Source organism: Bacillus sp. SRL337, from assembly GCF_984799155.1.
On the sequence record NZ_OZ481793.1, the window covers coordinates 4,436,037 to 4,457,037 of the forward strand.

Here is a 21,001-nt window from a genome sequence, read left to right on the forward strand (position 1 = left end):
CCTACTTTTCGTTATTTTGTTCCATACAAACGGTCGCCAGCATCGCCAAGACCAGGAACGATGTAGCCTTTTTCGTTCAGCTTTTCATCAAGGGCTGCGATGTAGATATCAACATCCGGATGCGCACTCTTAATCGCGTCCACACCTTCAGGACATGCCACTAAGCACATGAACTTGATGTTTTTGGCACCTCGCTTTTTAATGGAGTTGATCGCTTCGACAGCTGACCCGCCTGTAGCAAGCATCGGATCGACGACGATGAAATCACGCTCTTCGACATCGGTTGGAAGTTTTACATAGTATTCTACCGGCTGAAGTGTTTCCGGATCACGGTACAAACCGACATGTCCCACTTTTGCAGCTGGGATCAGCTTGAGGATTCCATCCACCATCCCGAGTCCTGCACGAAGAATGGGTACGATTCCCAGTTTTTTACCAGCCAGTGTCTTTGTCACTGCTTTGCTTACTGGTGTATCGATTTCAATTTCCTCTAGAGGAAGATCACGGGTGATTTCAAAGGCCATCAGGGAAGCGACCTCATCTACAAGTTCGCGGAATTCTTTTGTTCCCGTTTCTTTTTGCCTGATGAATGTCAGCTTATGCTGGATTAACGGATGGTCGAACACGTATACTTTTCCCACTTTAATCTCTCCTTTTTATGTAAAGATTACGTACTTTTTCATTTCACACTCCGTCCTATTTTACCTAAAAGAACATTGAGTGGCAACGTTTGTACAGAGATGTCATTATCTCGTAAAAAAACCGCCAAATGTGCCGGCGGTTTTTCGATTAAACATTATTTATCAGCATATAAAGGGAATCTGGCAGTCAGTGCTTCCACACGTTTCTGTGCTTCTTCAAGCTTCTGCCCATCTTCCTGGTTTTTAAGTGTGAATGCAATGATGGATGCAATTTCGTCCATCTCTTCTGGCCCAAATCCACGCGATGTCACAGCTGCCGTACCGATGCGGATACCGCTTGTGACAAATGGGCTTTCAGGATCGAATGGGATTGTGTTTTTATTTGTCGTGATGCCGATTTCATCCAACACTTTTTCAGCGACTTTTCCTGTAAGATTCATCGAACGCAGGTCGATCAGCAGAAGGTGGTTATCCGTTCCGCCCGATACAAGCTGCAATCCTTCCTTTACAAGGCCTTCACCGAGACGTTTCGCATTATCAATGACATTTTGGGCGTATGTCTTAAAATCATCCTGGAGAGCTTCTCCGAAGGCAACCGCTTTAGCGGCAATGACATGCATCAGAGGTCCGCCCTGGATTCCCGGGAAGATCGATTTATCAATTTTCTTCGCATACTCTTCCTTGCAAAGGATCATACCGCCGCGGGGTCCGCGAAGTGTTTTGTGAGTCGTCGTTGTGACAAAGTCCGCGTGCGGAACCGGATTTGGATGGAGTCCGGCTGCGACAAGGCCTGCAATATGAGCCATATCGACCATTAAATATGCTCCGACTTCATCCGCAATTTCACGGAACTTGGCAAAGTCAATTTGTCTCGGATACGCAGAAGCACCGGCGACAATCAATTTCGGCTTATGCTCGATCGCTTTTTGGCGCACGTCATCATAGTCGATGACCTGCTTGTCTTTATCAACACCATACTCAACAAAGTTATATTGGATTCCGCTGAAGTTCACGTGGCTTCCGTGAGTCAAGTGGCCGCCGTGAGACAAGTTCATTCCAAGGACTGTATCCCCTTGCTCCAAAATTGTGAAGTAAACCGCCATGTTTGCCTGTGCACCAGAGTGCGGCTGAACGTTGGCATGTTCTGCACCGAAGATTTTCTTGGCACGGTCACGGGCAAGGTTCTCAGCAACGTCGACATATTCACATCCGCCATAATAGCGGCGTCCAGGATAGCCTTCAGCATATTTATTTGTTAAAACCGAACCCTGTGCTTCCATGACAGCTTCGCTTACGAAGTTCTCTGAAGCAATCAGTTCGATTTTCGTCTGCTGGCGATGCAATTCATCTTGAATAGCTTGGTATAATTCTTGATCTTGTGCTGCAATCTTGCTCATACGGATCCCCCTTCAAATTACGGAAACGTTAACCATCCCGTTTCGTTTCTATCAAACTCGAAAAATTTCAAATTCCTTCTATATTCTAACATGATTCTACAGGAGAATACACGTGAAAAATGGCGTGTTTCGCGTGTGGAGGCTTTAACGCGGTGAAGCAGTGGGGGACAGTCCCCCGGCGCTTTAACGCGGTGAAGCAACCGGGGACTGTCCCCGGTTGAGTTAGTGTGTTAAAGCATTAGTCAATAGGCATCCCAGTTCCAGTATTCCATCCGGCCGACCTGTGCACCGTGGATTCCTTCAATTTCTTTTAGTTTCAACAGTTCTTTTACAGGACCTGTCACAACCGCTCCATATACAGTGAAGCCTTCCTTTTTTAGATAATTATATCTTTCCTGCAAATGGTCAAGACCAAGGAAGCTTTCATAATAGCTTTTACTCTCTTTTTCAAGCAAGTCATTCATATTTTGAAGCATTGCCTCTTGCAGTTCATCCATATGTCTGGAACTCAGCAGCATTTGCGATTGGGACATATAATCTTTATCGTGCTCCCTGCCGCTGGATAGTCCGTAAATCCCGGACAATTGCCTATCATTCCCTGACGATCCATACCCCGCTTTGAATTCCTTCATTTCCCCTGTATACAGAGGCATCCACAAGACTTGCAAATCATAGTTTTCAAGGACCTTTTGGAGTTCCAACGGTTCCATAAATTCTGTCATGGAGAAGGCCATCTCAGCAACTGTTCCTTCATGCACTTTTTCCAAAGAAGACCAGGCAGGATCAGAATTTTGGGGGCTGTATTTTTTTCCCGAAACAGGGTCCTTCGGCAAGTAGAATCTGAAATGCTCATCCGGCTGGTCCACGTTCCAATCAAATTGAAGATAAGAGCTTAACGGCAGTATTCCTTTTTTCATATCGATGATTCCTGTTGAGTAGTCCTCCTTGCCCACCTGCTCGAACAGGGGCACCTCCATCCTCTGCGTCCACAGAGCGTCCGTTGCACTGATGGGTGATTCCATAGGCGTTTTCACATTAGGGAACTTCCAATCCAGCATCAGGCTGATATTATAAAGATGTTTCCGATCCCATTTCAACGTATCTGCAATGATATTTACCCCCATCATATAAAAAGTATAAAGTAAAAAAATCACAATGATCACCTGGACAATCCGGGCAGTGAATTTAAAACGGTAATTTTTCATGATTTTATTTTCCAACCCTTTATTCCATTCAGCCACGGTCATCACTCCCTTCCTTTTTCACGTAGATATCTTTCAATCTTGTTCTTGCCCTGAACAGCTCTGATTTCACCTGGGATTCCGATAAGTCCAATGCAGATTGAAGTTCCTTATAGGAGAACTGTTCATATTCCCGCAAGTATAAAAGAGTTCTCTGTTTCTCAGGAAGATGTGACAGCAGTTCATTCATCTCTCTCACGTCAGATTGCTGGATGGCTTCCTCTTCCGGCAAACCATACGGACTGATCATTTCCCTTTCCTTCATTAATCTTGATAAGAACGGAATCTTTTCTCTCCTTTTCCGCTTCCTCCATTCATCAAGGTATACATTTCTGGCTACCTTATACAACCAGGCCTTCGCATTATCTGTCTTTGAAAATTCCAGGGAGACCGTGGCACGGATGAACGTCTCCTGGACGAGGTCTTCTGCGGTTTCCCTGCTTCCGGACAGTTTTACGAGAAAATAGTATAACTGCTCGGCATAGTTCCGATATAAAGTGTCCAGGTTATGCCTCTTTTCATCATGCACCAGCTCCCCTCCTTTTTCTCTCTAGTAACACAACGTCTGAGTTTCTGGAATGTTGCAGATTTTTTATAGAAATTTTGGTTATTCGCTTTACCGCTTTAAAGCAGCCGGGGACTGTCCCCGGATGCTTTAAAGCGGTAAAGTGCTACCTCACTGCATATAAAAAATGACGGACGAGTTGTCCGCCATTTTGCTTCTTCAGCATGATTTATTTTCGGGTTTGGGTTCATAGACTGCGCGGGTGCCGCCGATCAGTTTCGGTCTTGTTTTTGCCAGGGTAACATGTGCTTCCCCAAGCCATTTTTGCGAAACCCGGATTGGCACGGCTACATGCTTCAGATGCATTCCAATGAATGTTTGTCCGATATCGATTCCGGCTTCTGCTTTGATGAATTCGACGACCACGGGATCCTCGAATTTTTCATAGGCATGGGTAGCCATTGCCCCGCCGGCTGTTCTCACAGGAATGACAGAGACTTCTTCGTACCCTCGCTTTTCCGCCCAGGCCCTTTCCATGACCAATGCACGGTTGAGATGTTCACAGCATTGGAAAGCCACCCCTGCCTCCAGCTCATCAGCAAAATTCTTCATCTTTTCGAAGATGATTTCTGCTGCTTCTGAGGTGCCAGCCGTTCCAATCCTCCTGCCGATCACTTCTGATGTTGAACAGCCGACCACCAGCAGGTTTCCTTTTTTCAAAGGCGACTGCTCTTTAAACTCTGCTAAGATAGATTCCAATTGGTTATTGAGAACTTCGACATCCATGGCTGCTGCCTCCTTCTCTAATTTGTATTATCTATGTTTCTCTTCATATTCAGCAATTTTCCCAATACGGCGTTCGTGTCGTCCGCCTTCGTATTCCGTTTCCAGCCAAACCTTCGCGATTTCCCTTGCCAGGCCGGGGCCGATCACTCTCTCTCCCATTGTCAGCACATTGGTGTTATTATGTTGGCGGGTCGCTTTGGCACTAAACAAATCGTGTACGAGCGCACAGCGGATCCCCTTCACTTTATTTGCGGAAATGCTCATGCCAATTCCTGTTCCGCATATCAAGATTCCACGGTCATACTCGCCGCTTGCCACTTTTTCTGCGACTGGCTGAGCGTAATCAGGGTAATCGACAGATGCATCACATTCACATCCAAAATCATCGAATTCAATTCCTAATTCATTGAGCAAATCTTTTATTTCTTCACGAATATTCATACCGCCATGATCTGATGCAATCGCGACTTTCATGCCGTATTCCTCCTGCCATATTGTGTGTTATAGTTTAATTTTTACATACCCTCAAAATATTATAAAGTTTATCGTCTATCTTTTATATAAAAGTTTTTTGTGGAACTGATAAAGCGCAGAAGAAGGTATTCTTACGTTCCGCAAAGAATTCAGTAAAAAAAACAATTTGTTAGGAGAATAGTATGCCCGAGAAGAATCATCTACGAGTAGTAATAGGTAGTGGTGAACACAATAACAATCCTGATTGGCTGCAAACACAGGAATCGGATTTGAACCTGCTCCATCGGACCGACTGGGAAAACTCGTTCCCCCCTCACTCCCTGGAAGCCATCCTCGCTGAACATGTTTGGGAGCATTTAAGCTTTGAAGAAGGAGTTCAGGCAGCAAAAATATGTTTTAGCTTTTTACAGTCTGGCGGTTACATCCGCTGTGCCGTTCCTGACGGGCACTTTCCGGATAAGGATTATCAAAAGGTAGTGCAAGTAGGTGGACCGGGGCATGCCGATCATCCGGCTTCCAGCCATAAAATTGTCCATACGTATAAAACGATCATCTCGATGTTTGAAGAAGCGGGATTCCAAGTAAACCTGCTTGAGTTCTGTGATGAAGACGGGGAATTCCATTACAATGACTGGGATGAGAAGGCTGGGTTTATCTACCGTTCAATGCGTTTTGATCATCGAAACAAGGGGGCAGATTTGAGATTTGTATCCCTTATTGTGGATGCAGTCAAGCCAAAGCAATAAACTGATTTACCTTGATTACCCATAAAAAAATCCGCCATCCAATCTGGCGGATTTCTTTTTTATAAGTGAAAACGTGTAATTGTATTTTTCAAACTCTCTGCCTGCTTTTGCAGATCACAGGCAAGCTGTTCGACATTCTCCATGACTGTTGCCTGGCCTTTGGTGGCAGCTGCCACTTCTACTGCTCCTGCTGATGTTTCTTCTGCGATGGCGGCTACTTCCTGAGACTGCATGGAAGTAGATTCAATGTACTCCATCTGCTCGTCCACAAGACCTGAAATCTGCTGAACGGATTCAGCCATTTCGTTGATCGTCACGGTCATTTCCTCAATGACCGTATTGGTTTGTGTTCCTTTTTTCACTTCATTATTGGCACTCTCGACCTGTGTTGTAATCCTGCCGACGACATTACCAACTTCTGATTGAATGTTTTTAATCAGCTCAGATATACCCTGAACGGCTTTTCCGCTTTCATCCGCAAGTTTCCGCACCTCTTCCGCCACGACAGCAAAGCCTTTTCCGTGCTCACCGGCTCTTGCTGCTTCAATTGAAGCGTTCAGTGCAAGCAAATTCGTCTGCGCCGCAATATCCCCGACGAGCTGGATGATCTGCTCTACTTTTTTTGCGTTGTCTTCTAAACGGCGGACAGCTTCTAGAGAGTCCTCATTATCTTTTGCCAGCCCCTCAATCCCTTCAACAAGGGAATTGATGACCTTTTTGCTTTCGGTAAGATCCTTCAGCATTTCAGTTGAAATGGTTTCTGAAGATTTGGAGCGGTTTTGCACTTCCTGCGCGATCCTGATTACATCATCAACCGATTCTGCCGTCGATTGGATCGAAACAGCAGAACTTTCGGCGCCTGCAGAGATTTCATTGATTGTCACTGCGATGCCTTCCGCTTGTTTGGAGGCTTTGGATGAAGCACTTGAAATGCTGATCACGGTATCATTCGTTTTATTAAAATTATCATCAATGTTATGGACCATTTCCCTGAGGTTCGCAAGCATAGAATTGAACGCGGCGCCTAACGAGCGTATCTCATCATCGGATTTCGGCAGCAGCACATCATCATGGATATTTCCTTGTGATGCCTGGATTGCTGCTCTTTCCAGGTTTTGCAGCGGCTTGGTGATAAAACTAGCCACAAAAAACGCTAATACCCCTGACCAAAATATCCCTAATGCCAATGTCGCCGTCGTAAAGACTGCTTCGTTCATATCAGCTGCAAATGCGGGCCGGATATAATAAATGAAAAATGCACTGGTGGAGTAGGTTATAACTGCCAGCAGTGTGATAAATAAGACCAGTTTCTTCCTCAACCCGAATTTGTAGCTTTTTTTCTTTTCCCTTTCCATGCCTAGTTCCCCTTCCATACTGCTCATGAATTCTTGAGTTTTTCAATCAGCCTGTCGATCAGTTCATCCAGCTCCTGATAGGTTCCACGGTAGATTTCAAGGCTGCCGCCAAATGGGTCTGTCACATCACGGTCAAAGCCGTGTCCTGTGACATACTCTTTTAATGTAAACATCTTGTCCGCTGCCTGAGGATGCATTGCCGCAATCGTCTGTTTATGTCCCTCTGTCATGGTAAAAATATATTCTGCCCACTGAATATCTACAGGGGTCAGCGAACTGGATTTGTGCTCATGTATTATATCGTTCTCTTTTAGAACTTCTTGAGTCTGAATCGAGGGTTTTTGTCCATCTGCCGCAAAAACACCGGCCGACTTCACCTTGAAGCGGTCTTTTCCTTTATGTCTTAAAATCGCTTCCGCCATGGGGCTCCGGCATGTATTTCCCGTACAAACAAATAAAATATTCATAAATACCATCTCCTTACCCCTATTATAAGCCATTATTCGACAACTCTATAGCCGGGGTCCGGAAAAAAATTCAAAACAATCCTTCAGCGCTTTAAAGCCCTGGGGGACAGTCCCCACTTGCATTAACGCATTAACGCGGTGGGGGACTGTCCCCCACCGCGCTAAAGTACTAAAGGGCCTCTGCCTCTTAGAATGGCAGCAGCAGTTTAATTCCAAAGGCAAAAAGGATGCAGCCTCCCAGCGCCTCACTGTAGGAACCGAGCCATCCCTGCACTCTCCGGCCGACCAACAGGCCGCACCATGTCAAAATCGTTGCTGCCACTCCAAAGCAAATCACCGCCGCAGCTGTCCGAGCGCCGAATATCCCCAAAGTCAGTCCAACCGAAAAACTGTCCAGGCTGACACTTAATGCAAACAACAGAAGCCCGAATCCGACCGGGGTCATCACCGGCCCTTCATCACTTTTAAAGCTGGCCAGCACCATCTGGATCCCAAGCACGATCAACAGAATCCCGCCTGCATAAGCTGCGAATGAACCGAACTTTTCAGAAAGGAACTTTCCTGTCATCATCCCCAGCAGCGGCATCCATACATGAAATAATCCGACCGTGATACCTATGTAGAAAATCTGCCGCAGCCGCAGCTTTACCATTCCCATTCCGATTCCTATCGAAAAGGCATCCATCCCGAGGGCAAATGCCATCAACATCAACGTGAACAATTCCGCTAAAACCGCCGTCATTTCAATTCCTCCCTTGGACGTGCCTTCATCAAACTCTATGCAGCTCCAAAGGAGAATATTTCATTTTATTAAAGACTCTCTTCTTAAACTTTTTTGCCCTCCCAAAAAAGAAGGGCGGCCATTCACCAGTTTTCGCATTGATTGTTGCTTTCGAAAAAAATCACAAGGTTTCCCTGACTGAGCCCCAGTCACTTTCACAGGAAGAGCACCTCTTCTCCTTCCAGCCATTAAGAAAGAGCAGCAGTCCTCAAAACTGCCGCTCTTTCTAACTTTCTTTTATCACATTATGTCCTGCCGCTTTCTGGAGCCTGTTCATGACTGCCATCCCGACCCCTTCCGTCGGAAACGTCTCGGAAAAAATAATATCTACATTACTTTCATTGAAAGAACGCAGAACATCGTACAACGAATGGGCAACAGAGCTGAGGTCCAAACGTGAGCCGCAAACAAGAATTTTATCTGCTTGATAAAAATTCTTGTTTTCTTCCGTTGTCAGCATGCCGACTTTCAATCCATCACTTCTTTTACCATCAATCACCGATTGGATCCATTCTTTTTTGCCTTCTGCTAAAATTAATGGCGCGTCCGGCGCATAATGGGTGTATTTCATCCCCGGTGATTTTGGGGCTCCTTCCCCTTCAGCCAGAGACGGGTCGACTGCCACAGGACCTGCAGCCTCTTCCAGCTGCTCCCTGGTGACACCTCCCGGCCTCAAGATGACAGGAATTTCAGACGTACAGTCGATCACAGTTGACTCTACACCGACGCCTGTTTCTCCGCCATCAATGATTCCGCTGATTTTCCCATCCAAATCGTGGGCCACATGATGGGCGGTTGTCGGGCTCGGTCTCCCTGAAACGTTCGCACTCGGTGCAGCAATTGGAAGGTCCGCCGCTTCTATCAGTGCCAGAGCCACTGGATGGTCGGGCATTCTGATCCCCACAGAATCAAGCCCTGCCGTCACCCTTTCCGAAAGTACCCCTTCTTTTTTATTTAAAATGATCGTCAAAGGACCCGGCCAGAATTGTTTCATGAAAGTCTGAGCAGCAGCAGGGATATCCCTGACCAGCTCATTCAATTGCTCCTTGTTGGCAATGTGGACAATCAGGGGATTATCGCTCGGCCTTCCTTTTGCGGTAAAAATTTTATCCACCGCCTCATCCGATTTTGCATTGGCCCCAAGCCCATAAACCGTCTCTGTTGGAAACGCAATAACTTCATTCTTCCTTAAATATTGAGATGCTTCCACAATTTGTGGACAACTTTTTTTAATATCCACATTGTTCTCCACAGTCCAGTAATTCATCTTCATTGTGATCCACCTTTATCTTTTCGAACAAGATTTATGTCGAGAAAGCTCGTTTCCCGCTGAAATTTAACTATCCTATATCATTTCTACTTTTGCAAGTATATAAAAACTGAGCCACTTATTCAAACCTTATCCACAAAATGTGTATAACTCTACTAATAATGTGCATAACTATGTGTACATCTTGGGTAAATTACTTTAATACATTAAAGCAGTGAAAGGGACAGTCCCTTTCACCGCTTTACAGCGTTAGTTTAGTAAAGTTCAATAGTCAAACTTCATGATTGTACAGTTATCCACTGTGGATAAGGCTCTTGCATGTGTAAAGTGTTCAAGTTCTTCAGGATATTCCGACTTATCCACTTGTGTAAAGCCGAGCAGGTGGAAAAACTGAACGGATGCCTGTTTATTGGAGACGAGAAAAAGAGTGGATAACTGCTTATCCCTGCCCAATTGAAGTATATCCTGAAATAGGGCATATAAATCCTCTTCACCCACAGTTGGTTTAACCACAAGAGATCTCAGCAATCCTGTACGCTCCTGAATCTCCAGTCCGAGAGTCCCGTCGAGCTCACCTTTTTCATTCTCCACAAATAAAAAGTTATCAACAGTTTCTTCGACTCCCAGTGAACTTAATCCCGCCAGTTCGAGAAACCCCTTAATGGTTTGTACATCTTTTTCCACAGCTCTTCTGATTGTTTTCACTGCCCACTGTACCCCTCTCGTTTTTTTCTTTATGTTTAATAGATATGTATTGAGAGAGTAAATAGAACAAAAAAAGAGATTCTTTTTGTTGAAAGAATCCCTTTTCAGTACAGGTGTTAAGGAATCAGCTTTTTGAAGAAGTCTACTACAAAGAACCTGACTTCCACTTCAGCTTCTTCTTCTTCCTCTTCCACAAACAGCTTTTCATCCGCAGCGGCTGCCTCAGTTTCTATTGTTGCATCCCTATTATCCACAACTTGCCCACTTACTGTTTTTTCAGAACCTCCTTCCATCCCCTGAGCCTCTCTGACTTCGACCGTTTTGTCTGAAGCAGACTCCGTACCCTCGCCCTCTTCTTCAAGTGGAAGAGCATCCGCTTCGCTTACTGCAGGTTCAACTGATTCTTCCTCTACTTCACTAGCTTCTGCCGTAGTTTCAAAGCCCGGGCTCCTCACTGCTGTCCCGCTAGAGAAATCAAGGAAACATAACGGCGGGTAAAGGACACACCACCAGTTGGCACCTTTGCCGCTGCCCAGAGTGATCAGAATCGCTTCATATTCGCCGGCAGGATATAAAAACTGTCCATAAAGCTTTGTAGGGAAATCGACCTTCCCAAACTCTACATTCACCGATTGTGACAGGCCTTCCTCTTCCATTACAGTTTCTGCGATTTCTTGGAGCTCCGGCAATCCCGCTTTGATTGTCGAACGCGCTTCTTCAACAGAAGTCAGTTTTTCAACCCAGGCAGTAATTTCTTCATTGACTCGGTCACGGATTAAGCGTTTGACAGCCTGATCCTCTTCCCTGTCGCTGTCTGCCAGGATTCTCAACCGGATCGCTTCATTTGGAATGACCTGTACCTCCTGCTGTGCAGAGATAGATTCCTGTTTCGGTATATATAAACTTAAGATAGTTCCAATGCTCAAAGTGATAATGTACATCCAAGCTAATTTAGTTGATTTCATTTCCTCCACCGTCCCTTCAGTAAAACAGTGTGGACAGAAATGCGCTTTCTTAAACTAGCAAAATCAAATAAATTACAAAATGACATACTACTAGAATCATAGCTTTACTCTGCTGCGTTAAAGTAACAGGGGACTGTCCCCGGGTGCGATAACGCGTTAATGCGTCACCGCACTAAGAGGGACAGTCCCTTTTAGTGCGGCAGTGTACGAAAGCAGCCGCCGCAGCATCAGCCTTTCGTACAGAATACCATCCTGTCTTTGCCATTAATGTCATGGATGATTTCCGTATTGGCATCCGGGAACGCAGCCCGCAGCATCTCTGCCACGGCTTCCCCCTGTCCAGCTCCGATTTCGAATCCAACCACAAATCGGTCTTTCATGACAAGCGGAAGCTCTTCCATAAAGCGCTGATAAAATTCCAACCCGCTCTCACCGCCGAAAAGGGCCGAATGAGGTTCATGATCTTTCACGACTTCCGATAAAGAAGGCAAATCGCCCAAAGGAATATATGGTGGATTGGATACCAGAACATCCACCTTCAATCCCTGGGAAATCAATGGCTCCAGCAAATCACCCTCAAAAAATGCCACTTCCGCTTGAAGTTCCTCCGCATTCTTCCAGGCAATGCCCAAGGCCTCTCCTGAAATATCCACTGCATAAACAGACAAATCAGGTTCCTCCGATTTCAATGTAACGGCAATTGCACCGCTCCCGGTTCCGATATCCGCCAGCTGAAGCTCATCCGCCGCCTCAAAATGCTTCCGGATTTTCTCCAGCGTATGATACACCAGTTCCTCAGTTTCCGGACGCGGAATCAATACATGTTCATTGACCGAAAATCTTCTGCCGTAGAATTCCTCTGAACCGATAATATGCTGAATCGGCGTGCCGTGAATATGATCGGTGACACCGCGGACAAACTCCAGTTTCACTTCATCTTTCAGCACCAGCCTCTGATTCGCAAGCAGCTGCGACCTATCCATCTTCAAAAGATGCCTCATCAACAGTTCTCCCGCATTTTCATCCCGCTTATTTTCTTTCAAAAAAGAAGAAGCCCATTTAAGGGCTTCAAAAACAGTGTTGCAACTGCTCATTATTCTTCCAATCTTTCAAGCAGCTTAGATTGGTCTTCAAGGATGAGTGCGTCGATGACTTCATCCATCTTACCTTCTAAGATCTGGTCGAGTTTTTGGATTGTCAAGCCGATGCGGTGATCCGTTACGCGGTTTTGCGGGAAGTTGTACGTACGGATACGCTCGGAGCGGTCACCAGTACCGACTGCAGATTTACGGTTTGCATCGTATTCTGCCTGTACCTCTCTCTGGAACTTATCATATACACGGGCACGAAGGACTTTCATCGCTTTCTCTTTGTTCTTGATCTGGGATTTTTCATCCTGACAAGAAACAACAACACCTGTCGGCATATGCGTTAGACGTACAGCTGACATGGTCGTGTTAACGCTCTGTCCACCCGGTCCGCTGGATGCGAATGTGTCAACACGGATATCTTTTTCATGAATATCAATTTCCACTTCTTCTGCTTCCGGAAGACACGCAACGGTTGCTGTTGACGTATGGATACGTCCGCCGGATTCTGTTTCTGGAACACGCTGGACACGGTGGGCGCCATTCTCATATTTCATTTTCGAATAAGCGCCATTTCCAGTAATCATAAAGATGATCTCTTTATAACCGCCGACACCAGTAGAATTGGCTTCCATGACTTCTGTCTTCCAGCCCTGTGCCTCAGCGAAACGGCTGTACATACGGTAAAGATCGCCGGCAAACAAAGCGGCCTCGTCTCCGCCTGCTGCTCCGCGGACCTCCATAATAACGTTCTTGTCATCATTCGGGTCTTTCGGGATAAGAAGAATCTTCATTCTCTCTTCCAGCTTCTCAATTTGCTCTTCCAATTCGGAAACTTCCTCTTTGACCATTTCACGCATCTCCGCATCAAGCTTTTCTTCAAGCATTGATTTGGCGTCTTTGAACTGGGAAGTCGCTTCCTTATATTCTCGATATGCTTCAACAGTTTCCTGGATGTTAGATTGTTCTTTTGAATATTCTCTTAGCTTCTTTGGGTCATTCACAATTTCCGGGTCGCTCAAAAGCTCATTCAGCTTTTCATAACGATCTTCAACTGCTTGTAAACGATCGAACACAGCTATTCACCTCAATTTTAATCCATAACAGTCTAATTATATTATATGCACGCCTTAAACACAAGAAGCGGTAAAAGGGGCTGATCCCTTTTACCGCTCTTGGATTTTGACATTGATTTTATATCTTGGAAGTGCCCTCGTCAGGCGCTTACGGAGTTCTGCTTCTTTATCATCCCTCTTGTCCTGAGACAATTCGTCATGGGTGTAAGCTGTGACCCACATCTGCTGGCCGTTCACCCATACCTGGCCGGGCTCATAATCTGTATAGACATTTATGACTTCCCTTGCTTTATCGACATCCGTGCCTTTATTTGGCTGTGTCTCCGATAAATCGATAAAGTTCGGGTTTTGATTGGTCTCCATCGGCTGGTCGACATTCTGATTAGTGTCCACGTCGTTTAAGTCATTGTTAACGAACCTTCTGCCGTTTTGATCCTCATCCTGCACGTAAAGATTATCGCCATCTTGCACACCGCAGGCTGCCAATAAAGTAGTCAGTGCAACTAAACTTAAGACTTTTTTCATCTCAAAACACCTCCTGACCATAGGTTGTCCTATGGATTCGGGGTTATTCAGATGATTTTCCCTTCAAATCTGCCAGACCAAAAAACCGAGAACCATAAGGTTCCCGGCATATATCATATTTTCTTTACGATCGATTCCTGACTGACGCTGACACCCTTCGGCACCTGATGATGGTGGCGGCATCTTGGTTCATACGCCTCGGAAGCCCCCACAAGGATGATTGGATCATCGTATCCTGCAGGCTTACCATCAATCAGGCGCTGAGTACGGCTTGCCGGCGACCCGCAAACAGAACAGACCGCCTGAAGCTTTGTCACTTGTTCAGCGGCAGCCATCAGTTTGGGCATTGGACCAAATGGTTCTCCACGGAAGTCCTGGTCAAGTCCTGCAGTGACGACCCGATGACCGCTGTCAGCAAGCTTTTGCACAACTTCCACGATACCCTCGTCAAAAAATTGAACTTCATCAATGGCAACGATATCAACACTTGCAGTCACTTCTTCAAGTATATCCAAAGATGATTCCACTGGCCTGGCAATGACAGACGCTCCATTATGGGAAACCACGGCTTCCTCGCTGTAACGGTTATCTAATTTTGGTTTGAAAACCATGATTTCCTGTTTGGCAAATTGCGCTCTTCTGACGCGACGAATCAATTCTTCTGATTTCCCTGAGAACATGCTTCCGCAAATTACTTCCAACCAACCGGTCTGTTTCATGATATACATGAAATTAGCCCTCTCCTTCCTCGATCGTACTGAATTTCATCATGCATTCTATGTAATAATCCTCACCTGGTATAATAAGAAAAAATAAGTGCCATTACGTGGTGATTTGCTTAAAAAGAATGCTTCGATACGTTTTATTTCAGAAAAAAAGTGGCACAGTCCTAATCGTACTGCTCCACTAATTTCTTACTTATTTTCTCATAAAAGAGAAATTAAAAACAGGCAAGCATAATTCCTTGCCTGTTTTCTTTAAAACTTAGAAAGGGGCACAGAACCCGAAATCTGTTAAGCACAGAGCTTACAGGTCACCGGACTCAAGCAGCCGCTTTTCTAAAAGGTTTATTGATTGTTGTTTTTAAGGCCGTATTTCTTGTTGAAACGATCAACACGTCCGCCGGCATCAGCGAATTTTTGACGACCAGTGTAGAAAGGATGGCACTCAGAGCAAACCTCTACTTTCACTTCGTTCTCAACAGAACCTGTTTCGAACTCGTTACCGCAAGCACATGTAACCATCACTTTTTTGTATTCTGGATGAATTCCTTGTTTCATTCTTTTTCAGCTCCTTCCGCCCTGAATCATCTGAGACAGAGTTATATATTCCATCAATATGCGATATGAGCATTAGCCGTTTGACCAGCCCCTTACCGCATCCACTTTAAAAACACATTGACAATATTATAACAAGTCCAGCCCCCAAATGCAACCTGGTTTTTGAGCTGGATGGGATTCCCTTTACCGCTCTAAAGCAATAGGGGACTGTCCCCACATGCTTTAAAGGGGTAAAGCGTCAGCCCCTTTTTCCTTTGGATTCTTCGTGCAACACCTCGAAGAACTCATCATTGGTCTTCGACTTTTTCAGCTTGCGCAGGAATTTCTCAGCGAAATCAGGCGCATCCGACATCGCTTTGCGGATTGCCCAAAGTTTATCAAGATTTTCAGCTGGGATAAGGAGCTCTTCCTTCCTTGTTCCGGAACGTCGGATATCGATTGCAGGGAAAATTCTTCTTTCCGCAAGCGCACGATCAAGGTGAAGCTCCATGTTTCCAGTTCCTTTGAATTCCTCATAAATCACATCATCCATACGGGAGCCTGTGTCAACAAGTGCAGTTGCAAGAACTGTCAAGCTTCCACCCTCTTCAATATTACGTGCAGCACCGAAGAAGCGTTTTGGACGGTGGAACGCAGCCGGATCGATACCGCCTGACAGGGTTCTTCCGCTTGGCGGGATGACAAGGTTATAAGCACGGGCCAAACGAGTGATACTATCCATAAGGATGATGACATCACGCTTGTGCTCAACCAAACGCATCGCTCGTTCCAATACCAATTCCGCAACCTTGATATGATTTTCAGGCACTTCATCGAAAGTCGAGCTGACCACTTCCGCTTCAACTGAACGTTCGATATCCGTTACTTCCTCAGGACGCTCATCAATCAACAGGATGATTAATTCAGCTTCAGGGTTATTGGTTGTAATCGAATTGGCGATCTCTTTCAAGAGCATTGTTTTACCTGCTTTAGGAGGTGCTACAATCAAACCACGCTGTCCAAATCCAACAGGGGAGATAAGATCCATGATTCGCGTGGAAATTTTGTTTGGTGTTGTTTCCAGTTTGATCTGGCGGTCCGGATATAAAGGCGTCAGTGCCGGAAAATGAACGCGTTCCTTGGAAGCTTCCGGCTCCTCGCCATTAACCATCTCTACATGGAGGAGCCCGAAATAGCGCTCGTTTTCTTTCGGCGGACGTACCTTACCGGATACCTTGTCCCCGTTTCTGAGATCAAAACGGCGGATTTGTGAAGCAGAAATATAGATATCTTCAGCACTTGGTGAATAATTGATCGGGCGCAGGAATCCAAATCCTTCTGACTGGATGATTTCCAATACACCTTCCATAAAGAAATAGCCTTCTTTTTCAGCTCTCACTTTTAAAATCGCAAAGATAAGTTCTTTTTTTGTCAGCTTGCTGTAATAGGAAATTTTGTACTCTCTGGCTAATTCATATAGTTCTTTCAGTTTCATGTTTTCTAGACTTTTAATCGTTAGTTCCATAATGACACCACTCTTCAATTATTTGAAATCTACCATATGGAGAACGTTATGATAGGAAAAATTGCTGGAAAATGTAAATAGAAGAAATAAGAAGCAATTTCTTGTGAAGTTTTTATACTATAGACGAAAATAAAACAACTACTATCTAATCATATTTTTCTGTTGAAATCAACAAAGGAATTTAAAGGGAAGGTAAAAGTCCGCGGGCAGAGGAATACCCGGGTTAATTTTCTCTCTGTATACAGGAAATGTCAGCTTCAAGGGACCGAAACCATTGAAGCTGACTTGAAATTCATGTTCACTTAAAAACTTACAAATAGGCATTTCCACTTGAAAACACGCAGACCCTCGGAACCAGCGTAGAGCCCAGCCGGCTGTTCAGCCCCCTGCAGATTGGCGGGCTCTTCCAAGAAATCAAGAAAGGCACTCAATGCGTACGGACTGGACCGGCTCCGCCTTGAGATAAAGAAAACCCAACGAACATGAGGGTTGAGATTAACTTATCTAAAGAAAAGGCCGGAAAGTACGCTCTCCTTTGGGCTTTGCAGCTTGATTCATAAGGAAAGAGCCTGAACCCTGCCAGTTGCTGGCTGCTGGAGCCCGATTGGCATGTAGGGTTGGGGTTCCAGTGGTTACGCAGCCCTGATACCTGCGGGAAGTCACGACCTTCCGTTTCATCCAGTTCTTTGAAAAAATTTTACTTCATAACCAAATTAGGTTTCTTTTGCAAGCTGTGGCGGCCATCGATGAATCTTACAGTTCCGGACTTGGCTCTCATGACGATGGAATGTGTCAGGCCGTGGGTGCCCTTCAGTTGGACACCGCGTAATAGCTCACCATCTGTCACACCGGTTGCCGCAAAGATGGCGTCATCTCCAGTCACCAGGTCTTCCATACGGAGGATTTTGCTGCAATCAAGTCCCATACTTTCACATCGTTCCGCTTCTTCTTCGTTCTGCGGCAGAAGTTTTCCTTGGATCTCTCCTCCGAGACATTTCAGCGCAACAGCTGCCAGTACGCCTTCAGGAGCACCACCCGAACCGAAAAGGATATCCACACCTGTATGATCAAATGCTGTATTCATTGCTCCTGCAACATCACCGTCATTGATCAGCTTGATCCTTGCCCCCGCTTCTCTCAACTGGGCAATGATATGGGCATGGCGTTCACGGTTCAGTACTGTTGCCACCACGTCTTCGATGTCTTTATTTTTCGCACGCGCAACGGCTTTAAGGTTATCCAGCACGGACGCATTTATATCGATCTGGCCCACCGCTTCTGGTCCAACCGCGATTTTGTCCATATACATATCCGGTGCATTCAGCAGATTGCCATGGTCAGCAACAGCCAAAACGGCAAGGGCATTCCAGCCGCCCGAAGCAACGATATTGGTACCTTCCAAAGGGTCTACTGCCACGTCTACACGCGGACCATAGCCTGTCCCTAATTTTTCACCGATGTAGAGCATTGGGGCTTCATCCATTTCCCCTTCCCCAATCACTACGGTTCCTTTCATCGGTACTGTATCAAAAACGTCTCTCATCGCAGAAGTTGCAGCGTCATCCGCTTCGTTTTTCTTTCCTCTTCCCATCCAGCGGGCTGATGCAAGTGCTGCACCTTCTGTTACGCGTACAAGTTCCATTGATAAACTTCTTTCCATCGATTTCTGCCTCCTGTGTCACAAATATATTTTTATATGCGAATGGTATAACATAATAATGAATATATTGTAACACATTAAGCGTTAAGCGACAGGATTATTTTAAAAGTTGTTTGATGACCGATCTAGGTATACCTCTCAGCGGGCAGTTTCGATGAATTAAAAGCAGAATCTGCCTTTCAGTCTCATTTCAGATGTGATTCAATGATGGATTGATCGCATGCAGCCAGCCCGATAACAGCTGGGCACTGGACGTTGGAGCTGGATCGACCGTCGCCATAGGGATTAATCTCACCTATTCCCGCATTTCCTGCAAAAGGTTCCTCAACCTTCGGCTACATCAAACCTCTATCTGTTTTGCTCGAAGAATATTAGGAATATCAGGAACTTTTCAACTGCTCTAGTTCTTCAGCCGTCATCTTTTCACGCCAGATTGTCGCGCCGAGGCCTTCCAGTTTTTCAACCAGGTTGCTGTAGCCGCGATCAATATGCTCAAGGCCCGTTACTTCAGTAACACCTTCAGCCATAAGCCCCGCTACCACAAGGGCGGCTCCGGCTCTCAAGTCACTTGCTTTCACTTTTGCCCCCTGCAGCTGGATTGGCCCGTTGACGATGGCAGAACGGCCTTCCACTTTAATGTTGGCATTCATCCGGCGCAGTTCATCAATATGCTTGAAACGTGCAGAATAAATGGTATCCGTCACGACAGCAGACCCTTTCGCTTTGGTTAAAAGCGATGTGAACGGCTGCTGTAAGTCCGTCGGAAATCCTGGATACACCAGGGTTTTGATATCGACCGCGTTCAGGTTTTCAGCCTTGCCGATGAAGATTTCATCATCACCTGTTTCTATCGGAACACCCATCTCACGCAATTTTGCAATCAAGGATTCCATATGAAGCGGAATGACATTATCAATCAGCACACCTTCACCTGCGGCAGCGCCCAAAATCATGAATGTACCCGCTTCTATGCGGTCAGGGATGATGGTATGGCGGCACCCACTCAGATTATCGACCCCATCAATACGGATGACATCCGTTCCAGCACCTTTGATCCTGGCTCCCATATTCGTGAGCAATGTAGCGACATCAATGATTTCAGGTTCTTTTGCTGCATTTTCTATTATGGTCTGGCCTTTTGCCCTGACAGCAGCCAGCATAATGTTGATTGTTGCCCCTACGCTGACAACATCCAGATAGATGCGTGCCCCGCGCAGTTCTTCGGCTCTCAAGTAAATTGCGCCCTGCTCATTGGTCACTTCAGCACCTAATGCCTCAAAGCCTTTAATGTGCTGGTCAATCGGACGCGGACCAAGATGGCAGCCGCCAGGAAGTCCGATGGCTGCCTTTTTGAAGCGCCCAAGCATAGCACCCATCAAATAATAGGAGGCTCTTAATTTCTTTACTTTTCCGCTTGGCAAAGGCATCGAAATCATTTGGGACGGGTCGACTCTCATTTCTCCGTCTTCACCAAAAGAGACTTCACCGCCGATTTCCTCAAGAAGAGACTTCAGCGTCTGTACATCCGATATATCAGGTAGACCTTCGATTGTTACTGGAGAGTCGGCAAGAATGGTTGCCGGGATAAGGGCCACAGCGCTGTTTTTCGCTCCACTTACCTTAATTGTGCCTTTAAGTGGATAACCGCCTGCAATTTTTAGCTTTTCCATTTTAGACTCCCTTCCATTGTTTCTTGATGAATTTTTCATAAACTAAGAGACAATTTATCTGGATGATCATTTATGGTTATTTTTACCAATAAAAATGGTTCTAAGAAGTATTGTCTACTAGTTTAAACATAATTCGTCAAAACATGTATAGGTTGATAGATTTTTTTATAAATTATACCATTTTTACTATATAAAGCGGAAGCGGCCGCTCAGCTCCGTACAGATTGGAGGGCTCTCGCATGAGATATAGGAATCACGAAGAGCGACAGCGATTCGATGATGACTAATCGCAAGGAGAGAGACCGAAATCTGCTAGGCGCTGGCCGCTGGAGCTGGATTGACTATAAAGCGCATGCGCCTTGTTCAGCCCCGACAGGCATAAGACGAGCCGGCGGGAAGGTTGCTCTTTAACCTTCTTGACGGATTGGCTTATGACCCCGAGGGGCTAGGCGCTGGAGCTGGATTGATATAAAGCGGAATGGCCCCGCTCAGCGGCGTACAAACTGGAAGGCTTCCGCATGAGATATAGGAAACACAACGAACAACGTGAGTTGATGTTGACTAATCGCAAGGAGGAAGTCTGAAGTTTGATAGCCGCTGGGGCCATGAAGCTGGATTAATATAAAGCGCAAGCGGCCGCTTAACACCGTACAGATTGAGGGCTCTCGCATGAGATAAAGGAAACACCGCAAGCGAAGCGAGCCGATGACTTATCGCAAGGAGAAGCCGGGAAGTACGCTAGCCGCTGGGCCTTGAAGCTGGATTCGCAAGAAGAGAGACCGAAACTGATAGATGCTAAGGCCGTGCCAGCAGTTACCGCTCCTTGGCGGCTCGAACAGGACTGAATCTCCTCAGCTGCCTCCCG

The 21,001-nt window shown here is 45.8% G+C and carries 21 protein-coding genes; 1 reads left to right on the forward strand and 20 read right to left on the reverse strand.

Annotation, left to right across the window (positions count from 1 at the left end):
* Positions 1-11: 11 nt before the first annotated feature.
* From upp to rpiB, 6 genes are all read right to left on the reverse strand, one after another.
* A complete protein-coding gene (gene upp, locus AC4E8A_RS22210) occupies positions 12-641 on the reverse strand; it encodes a uracil phosphoribosyltransferase (protein WP_490195974.1) in 630 nt (209 codons plus the stop codon).
* 155 nt (positions 642-796) lie between these two features.
* Entirely contained in the window at positions 797-2,038 is a 1,242-nt protein-coding gene (gene glyA / locus AC4E8A_RS22215) for a serine hydroxymethyltransferase (RefSeq protein ID WP_490195975.1), read from the reverse strand.
* A 242-nt stretch (positions 2,039-2,280) separates the two neighbouring features.
* On the reverse strand, positions 2,281-3,279 hold the full coding sequence (locus AC4E8A_RS22220; protein ID WP_490195976.1) for an anti-sigma factor: 999 nt from the start codon (positions 3,277-3,279) through the stop codon (positions 2,281-2,283).
* The gene (locus tag AC4E8A_RS22225; RefSeq protein ID WP_490195977.1) at positions 3,272-3,808 is read right to left on the reverse strand and encodes an RNA polymerase sigma factor; all 537 of its coding nucleotides are present in this window, start codon (positions 3,806-3,808) and stop codon (positions 3,272-3,274) included. The genes AC4E8A_RS22220 and AC4E8A_RS22225 overlap by 8 nt, the downstream gene beginning before the upstream one ends.
* A 195-nt stretch (positions 3,809-4,003) precedes the next feature.
* Positions 4,004-4,570 carry a TIGR01440 family protein gene (locus tag AC4E8A_RS22230; RefSeq protein WP_490195979.1) on the reverse strand — a complete coding sequence of 189 codons (567 nt, stop codon included), beginning with the start codon at positions 4,568-4,570 and terminating at the stop codon, positions 4,004-4,006.
* A gap of 27 nt (positions 4,571-4,597) precedes the next feature.
* Complete coding sequence (gene rpiB, locus AC4E8A_RS22235) at positions 4,598-5,044, reverse strand: ribose 5-phosphate isomerase B (protein ID WP_490195980.1); 447 nt, start codon at positions 5,042-5,044, stop codon at positions 4,598-4,600.
* Positions 5,045-5,226: 182 nt separating this feature from the next.
* On the opposite strand from rpiB, the gene AC4E8A_RS22240 reads away from it, so the two are divergent.
* Positions 5,227-5,790: a class I SAM-dependent methyltransferase gene (locus tag AC4E8A_RS22240; RefSeq protein WP_490195981.1), complete on the forward strand. Its 564-nt coding sequence runs from the start codon at positions 5,227-5,229 to the stop codon at positions 5,788-5,790.
* A gap of 59 nt (positions 5,791-5,849) precedes the next feature.
* Here AC4E8A_RS22240 and AC4E8A_RS22245 read toward each other — a convergent pair whose 3' ends face one another.
* The 14 genes from AC4E8A_RS22245 to murA all read right to left on the reverse strand — a co-directional run bounded on the left by AC4E8A_RS22245 (position 5,850) and on the right by murA (position 20,136).
* Positions 5,850-7,145, reverse strand: coding sequence for a methyl-accepting chemotaxis protein (locus AC4E8A_RS22245; RefSeq protein WP_490195982.1), 1,296 nt, complete (start codon positions 7,143-7,145; stop codon positions 5,850-5,852).
* A gap of 23 nt (positions 7,146-7,168) precedes the next feature.
* Positions 7,169-7,612 (reverse strand): low molecular weight protein arginine phosphatase, encoded by a 444-nt coding sequence (locus AC4E8A_RS22250; RefSeq protein WP_490195983.1) that lies wholly within the window; start codon positions 7,610-7,612, stop codon positions 7,169-7,171.
* A 187-nt stretch (positions 7,613-7,799) separates the two neighbouring features.
* Positions 7,800-8,354 (reverse strand): manganese efflux pump MntP, encoded by a 555-nt coding sequence (locus AC4E8A_RS22255; RefSeq protein ID WP_490195984.1) that lies wholly within the window; start codon positions 8,352-8,354, stop codon positions 7,800-7,802.
* 265 nt (positions 8,355-8,619) lie between these two features.
* Positions 8,620-9,666: an L-threonylcarbamoyladenylate synthase gene (locus AC4E8A_RS22260; RefSeq protein ID WP_490195985.1), complete on the reverse strand. Its 1,047-nt coding sequence runs from the start codon at positions 9,664-9,666 to the stop codon at positions 8,620-8,622.
* 261 nt (positions 9,667-9,927) lie between these two features.
* Entirely contained in the window at positions 9,928-10,368 is a 441-nt protein-coding gene (locus AC4E8A_RS22265; RefSeq protein WP_490195986.1) for a GNAT family N-acetyltransferase, read from the reverse strand.
* 116 nt (positions 10,369-10,484) lie between these two features.
* On the reverse strand, positions 10,485-11,333 hold the full coding sequence (gene spoIIR, locus AC4E8A_RS22270; RefSeq protein ID WP_490195987.1) for a stage II sporulation protein R: 849 nt from the start codon (positions 11,331-11,333) through the stop codon (positions 10,485-10,487).
* A 227-nt stretch (positions 11,334-11,560) separates the two neighbouring features.
* A complete protein-coding gene (gene prmC, locus AC4E8A_RS22275; protein ID WP_490195988.1) occupies positions 11,561-12,427 on the reverse strand; it encodes a peptide chain release factor N(5)-glutamine methyltransferase in 867 nt (288 codons plus the stop codon).
* Complete coding sequence (prfA, locus tag AC4E8A_RS22280; RefSeq protein WP_490195989.1) at positions 12,427-13,497, reverse strand: peptide chain release factor 1; 1,071 nt, start codon at positions 13,495-13,497, stop codon at positions 12,427-12,429. Before prfA ends, prmC begins: the two co-directional genes overlap by 1 nt.
* Before the next feature lie 90 nt (positions 13,498-13,587).
* Complete coding sequence (locus AC4E8A_RS22285; protein ID WP_490195990.1) at positions 13,588-14,022, reverse strand: hypothetical protein; 435 nt, start codon at positions 14,020-14,022, stop codon at positions 13,588-13,590.
* 113 nt (positions 14,023-14,135) lie between these two features.
* Entirely contained in the window at positions 14,136-14,750 is a 615-nt protein-coding gene (locus tag AC4E8A_RS22290) for a thymidine kinase (protein WP_490195991.1), read from the reverse strand.
* 339 nt (positions 14,751-15,089) lie between these two features.
* Positions 15,090-15,302, reverse strand: coding sequence for a 50S ribosomal protein L31 (rpmE, locus tag AC4E8A_RS22295; RefSeq protein ID WP_490195992.1), 213 nt, complete (start codon positions 15,300-15,302; stop codon positions 15,090-15,092).
* A gap of 238 nt (positions 15,303-15,540) precedes the next feature.
* Complete coding sequence (rho, locus tag AC4E8A_RS22300; protein WP_490195993.1) at positions 15,541-16,806, reverse strand: transcription termination factor Rho; 1,266 nt, start codon at positions 16,804-16,806, stop codon at positions 15,541-15,543.
* Between the two features lie 697 nt (positions 16,807-17,503).
* A complete protein-coding gene (glpX, locus tag AC4E8A_RS22305) occupies positions 17,504-18,466 on the reverse strand; it encodes a class II fructose-bisphosphatase (RefSeq protein ID WP_490195994.1) in 963 nt (320 codons plus the stop codon).
* A 380-nt stretch (positions 18,467-18,846) separates the two neighbouring features.
* Positions 18,847-20,136 carry a UDP-N-acetylglucosamine 1-carboxyvinyltransferase gene (murA, locus tag AC4E8A_RS22310; protein WP_490195995.1) on the reverse strand — a complete coding sequence of 430 codons (1,290 nt, stop codon included), beginning with the start codon at positions 20,134-20,136 and terminating at the stop codon, positions 18,847-18,849.
* Positions 20,137-21,001 lie beyond the last annotated feature (865 nt).

What these genes read in the sequence shown, in the direction of transcription:
- glyA (WP_490195975.1), bottom strand. Translation starts at nt 2,038, where the DNA reads ATGAGCAAGATTGCAGCACAAGATCAAGAATTATACCAAGCTATTCAA.
- AC4E8A_RS22230 (WP_490195979.1), bottom strand. Translation starts at nt 4,570, where the DNA reads ATGGATGTCGAAGTTCTCAATAACCAATTGGAATCTATCTTAGCAGAG.
- rpiB (WP_490195980.1), bottom strand. Translation starts at nt 5,044, where the DNA reads ATGAAAGTCGCGATTGCATCAGATCATGGCGGTATGAATATTCGTGAA.
- AC4E8A_RS22240 (WP_490195981.1), top strand. Translation starts at nt 5,227, where the DNA reads ATGCCCGAGAAGAATCATCTACGAGTAGTAATAGGTAGTGGTGAACAC.
- AC4E8A_RS22245 (WP_490195982.1), bottom strand. Translation starts at nt 7,145, where the DNA reads ATGGAAAGGGAAAAGAAAAAAAGCTACAAATTCGGGTTGAGGAAGAAA.
- AC4E8A_RS22250 (WP_490195983.1), bottom strand. Translation starts at nt 7,612, where the DNA reads ATGAATATTTTATTTGTTTGTACGGGAAATACATGCCGGAGCCCCATG.
- AC4E8A_RS22255 (WP_490195984.1), bottom strand. Translation starts at nt 8,354, where the DNA reads ATGACGGCGGTTTTAGCGGAATTGTTCACGTTGATGTTGATGGCATTT.
- AC4E8A_RS22260 (WP_490195985.1), bottom strand. Translation starts at nt 9,666, where the DNA reads ATGAAGATGAATTACTGGACTGTGGAGAACAATGTGGATATTAAAAAA.
- spoIIR (WP_490195987.1), bottom strand. Translation starts at nt 11,333, where the DNA reads ATGAAATCAACTAAATTAGCTTGGATGTACATTATCACTTTGAGCATT.
- prmC (WP_490195988.1), bottom strand. Translation starts at nt 12,427, where the DNA reads ATGAGCAGTTGCAACACTGTTTTTGAAGCCCTTAAATGGGCTTCTTCT.
- AC4E8A_RS22285 (WP_490195990.1), bottom strand. Translation starts at nt 14,022, where the DNA reads ATGAAAAAAGTCTTAAGTTTAGTTGCACTGACTACTTTATTGGCAGCC.
- AC4E8A_RS22290 (WP_490195991.1), bottom strand. Translation starts at nt 14,750, where the DNA reads ATGTATATCATGAAACAGACCGGTTGGTTGGAAGTAATTTGCGGAAGC.
- rpmE (WP_490195992.1), bottom strand. Translation starts at nt 15,302, where the DNA reads ATGAAACAAGGAATTCATCCAGAATACAAAAAAGTGATGGTTACATGT.
- rho (WP_490195993.1), bottom strand. Translation starts at nt 16,806, where the DNA reads ATGGAACTAACGATTAAAAGTCTAGAAAACATGAAACTGAAAGAACTA.
- glpX (WP_490195994.1), bottom strand. Translation starts at nt 18,466, where the DNA reads ATGGAAAGAAGTTTATCAATGGAACTTGTACGCGTAACAGAAGGTGCA.
- murA (WP_490195995.1), bottom strand. Translation starts at nt 20,136, where the DNA reads ATGGAAAAGCTAAAAATTGCAGGCGGTTATCCACTTAAAGGCACAATT.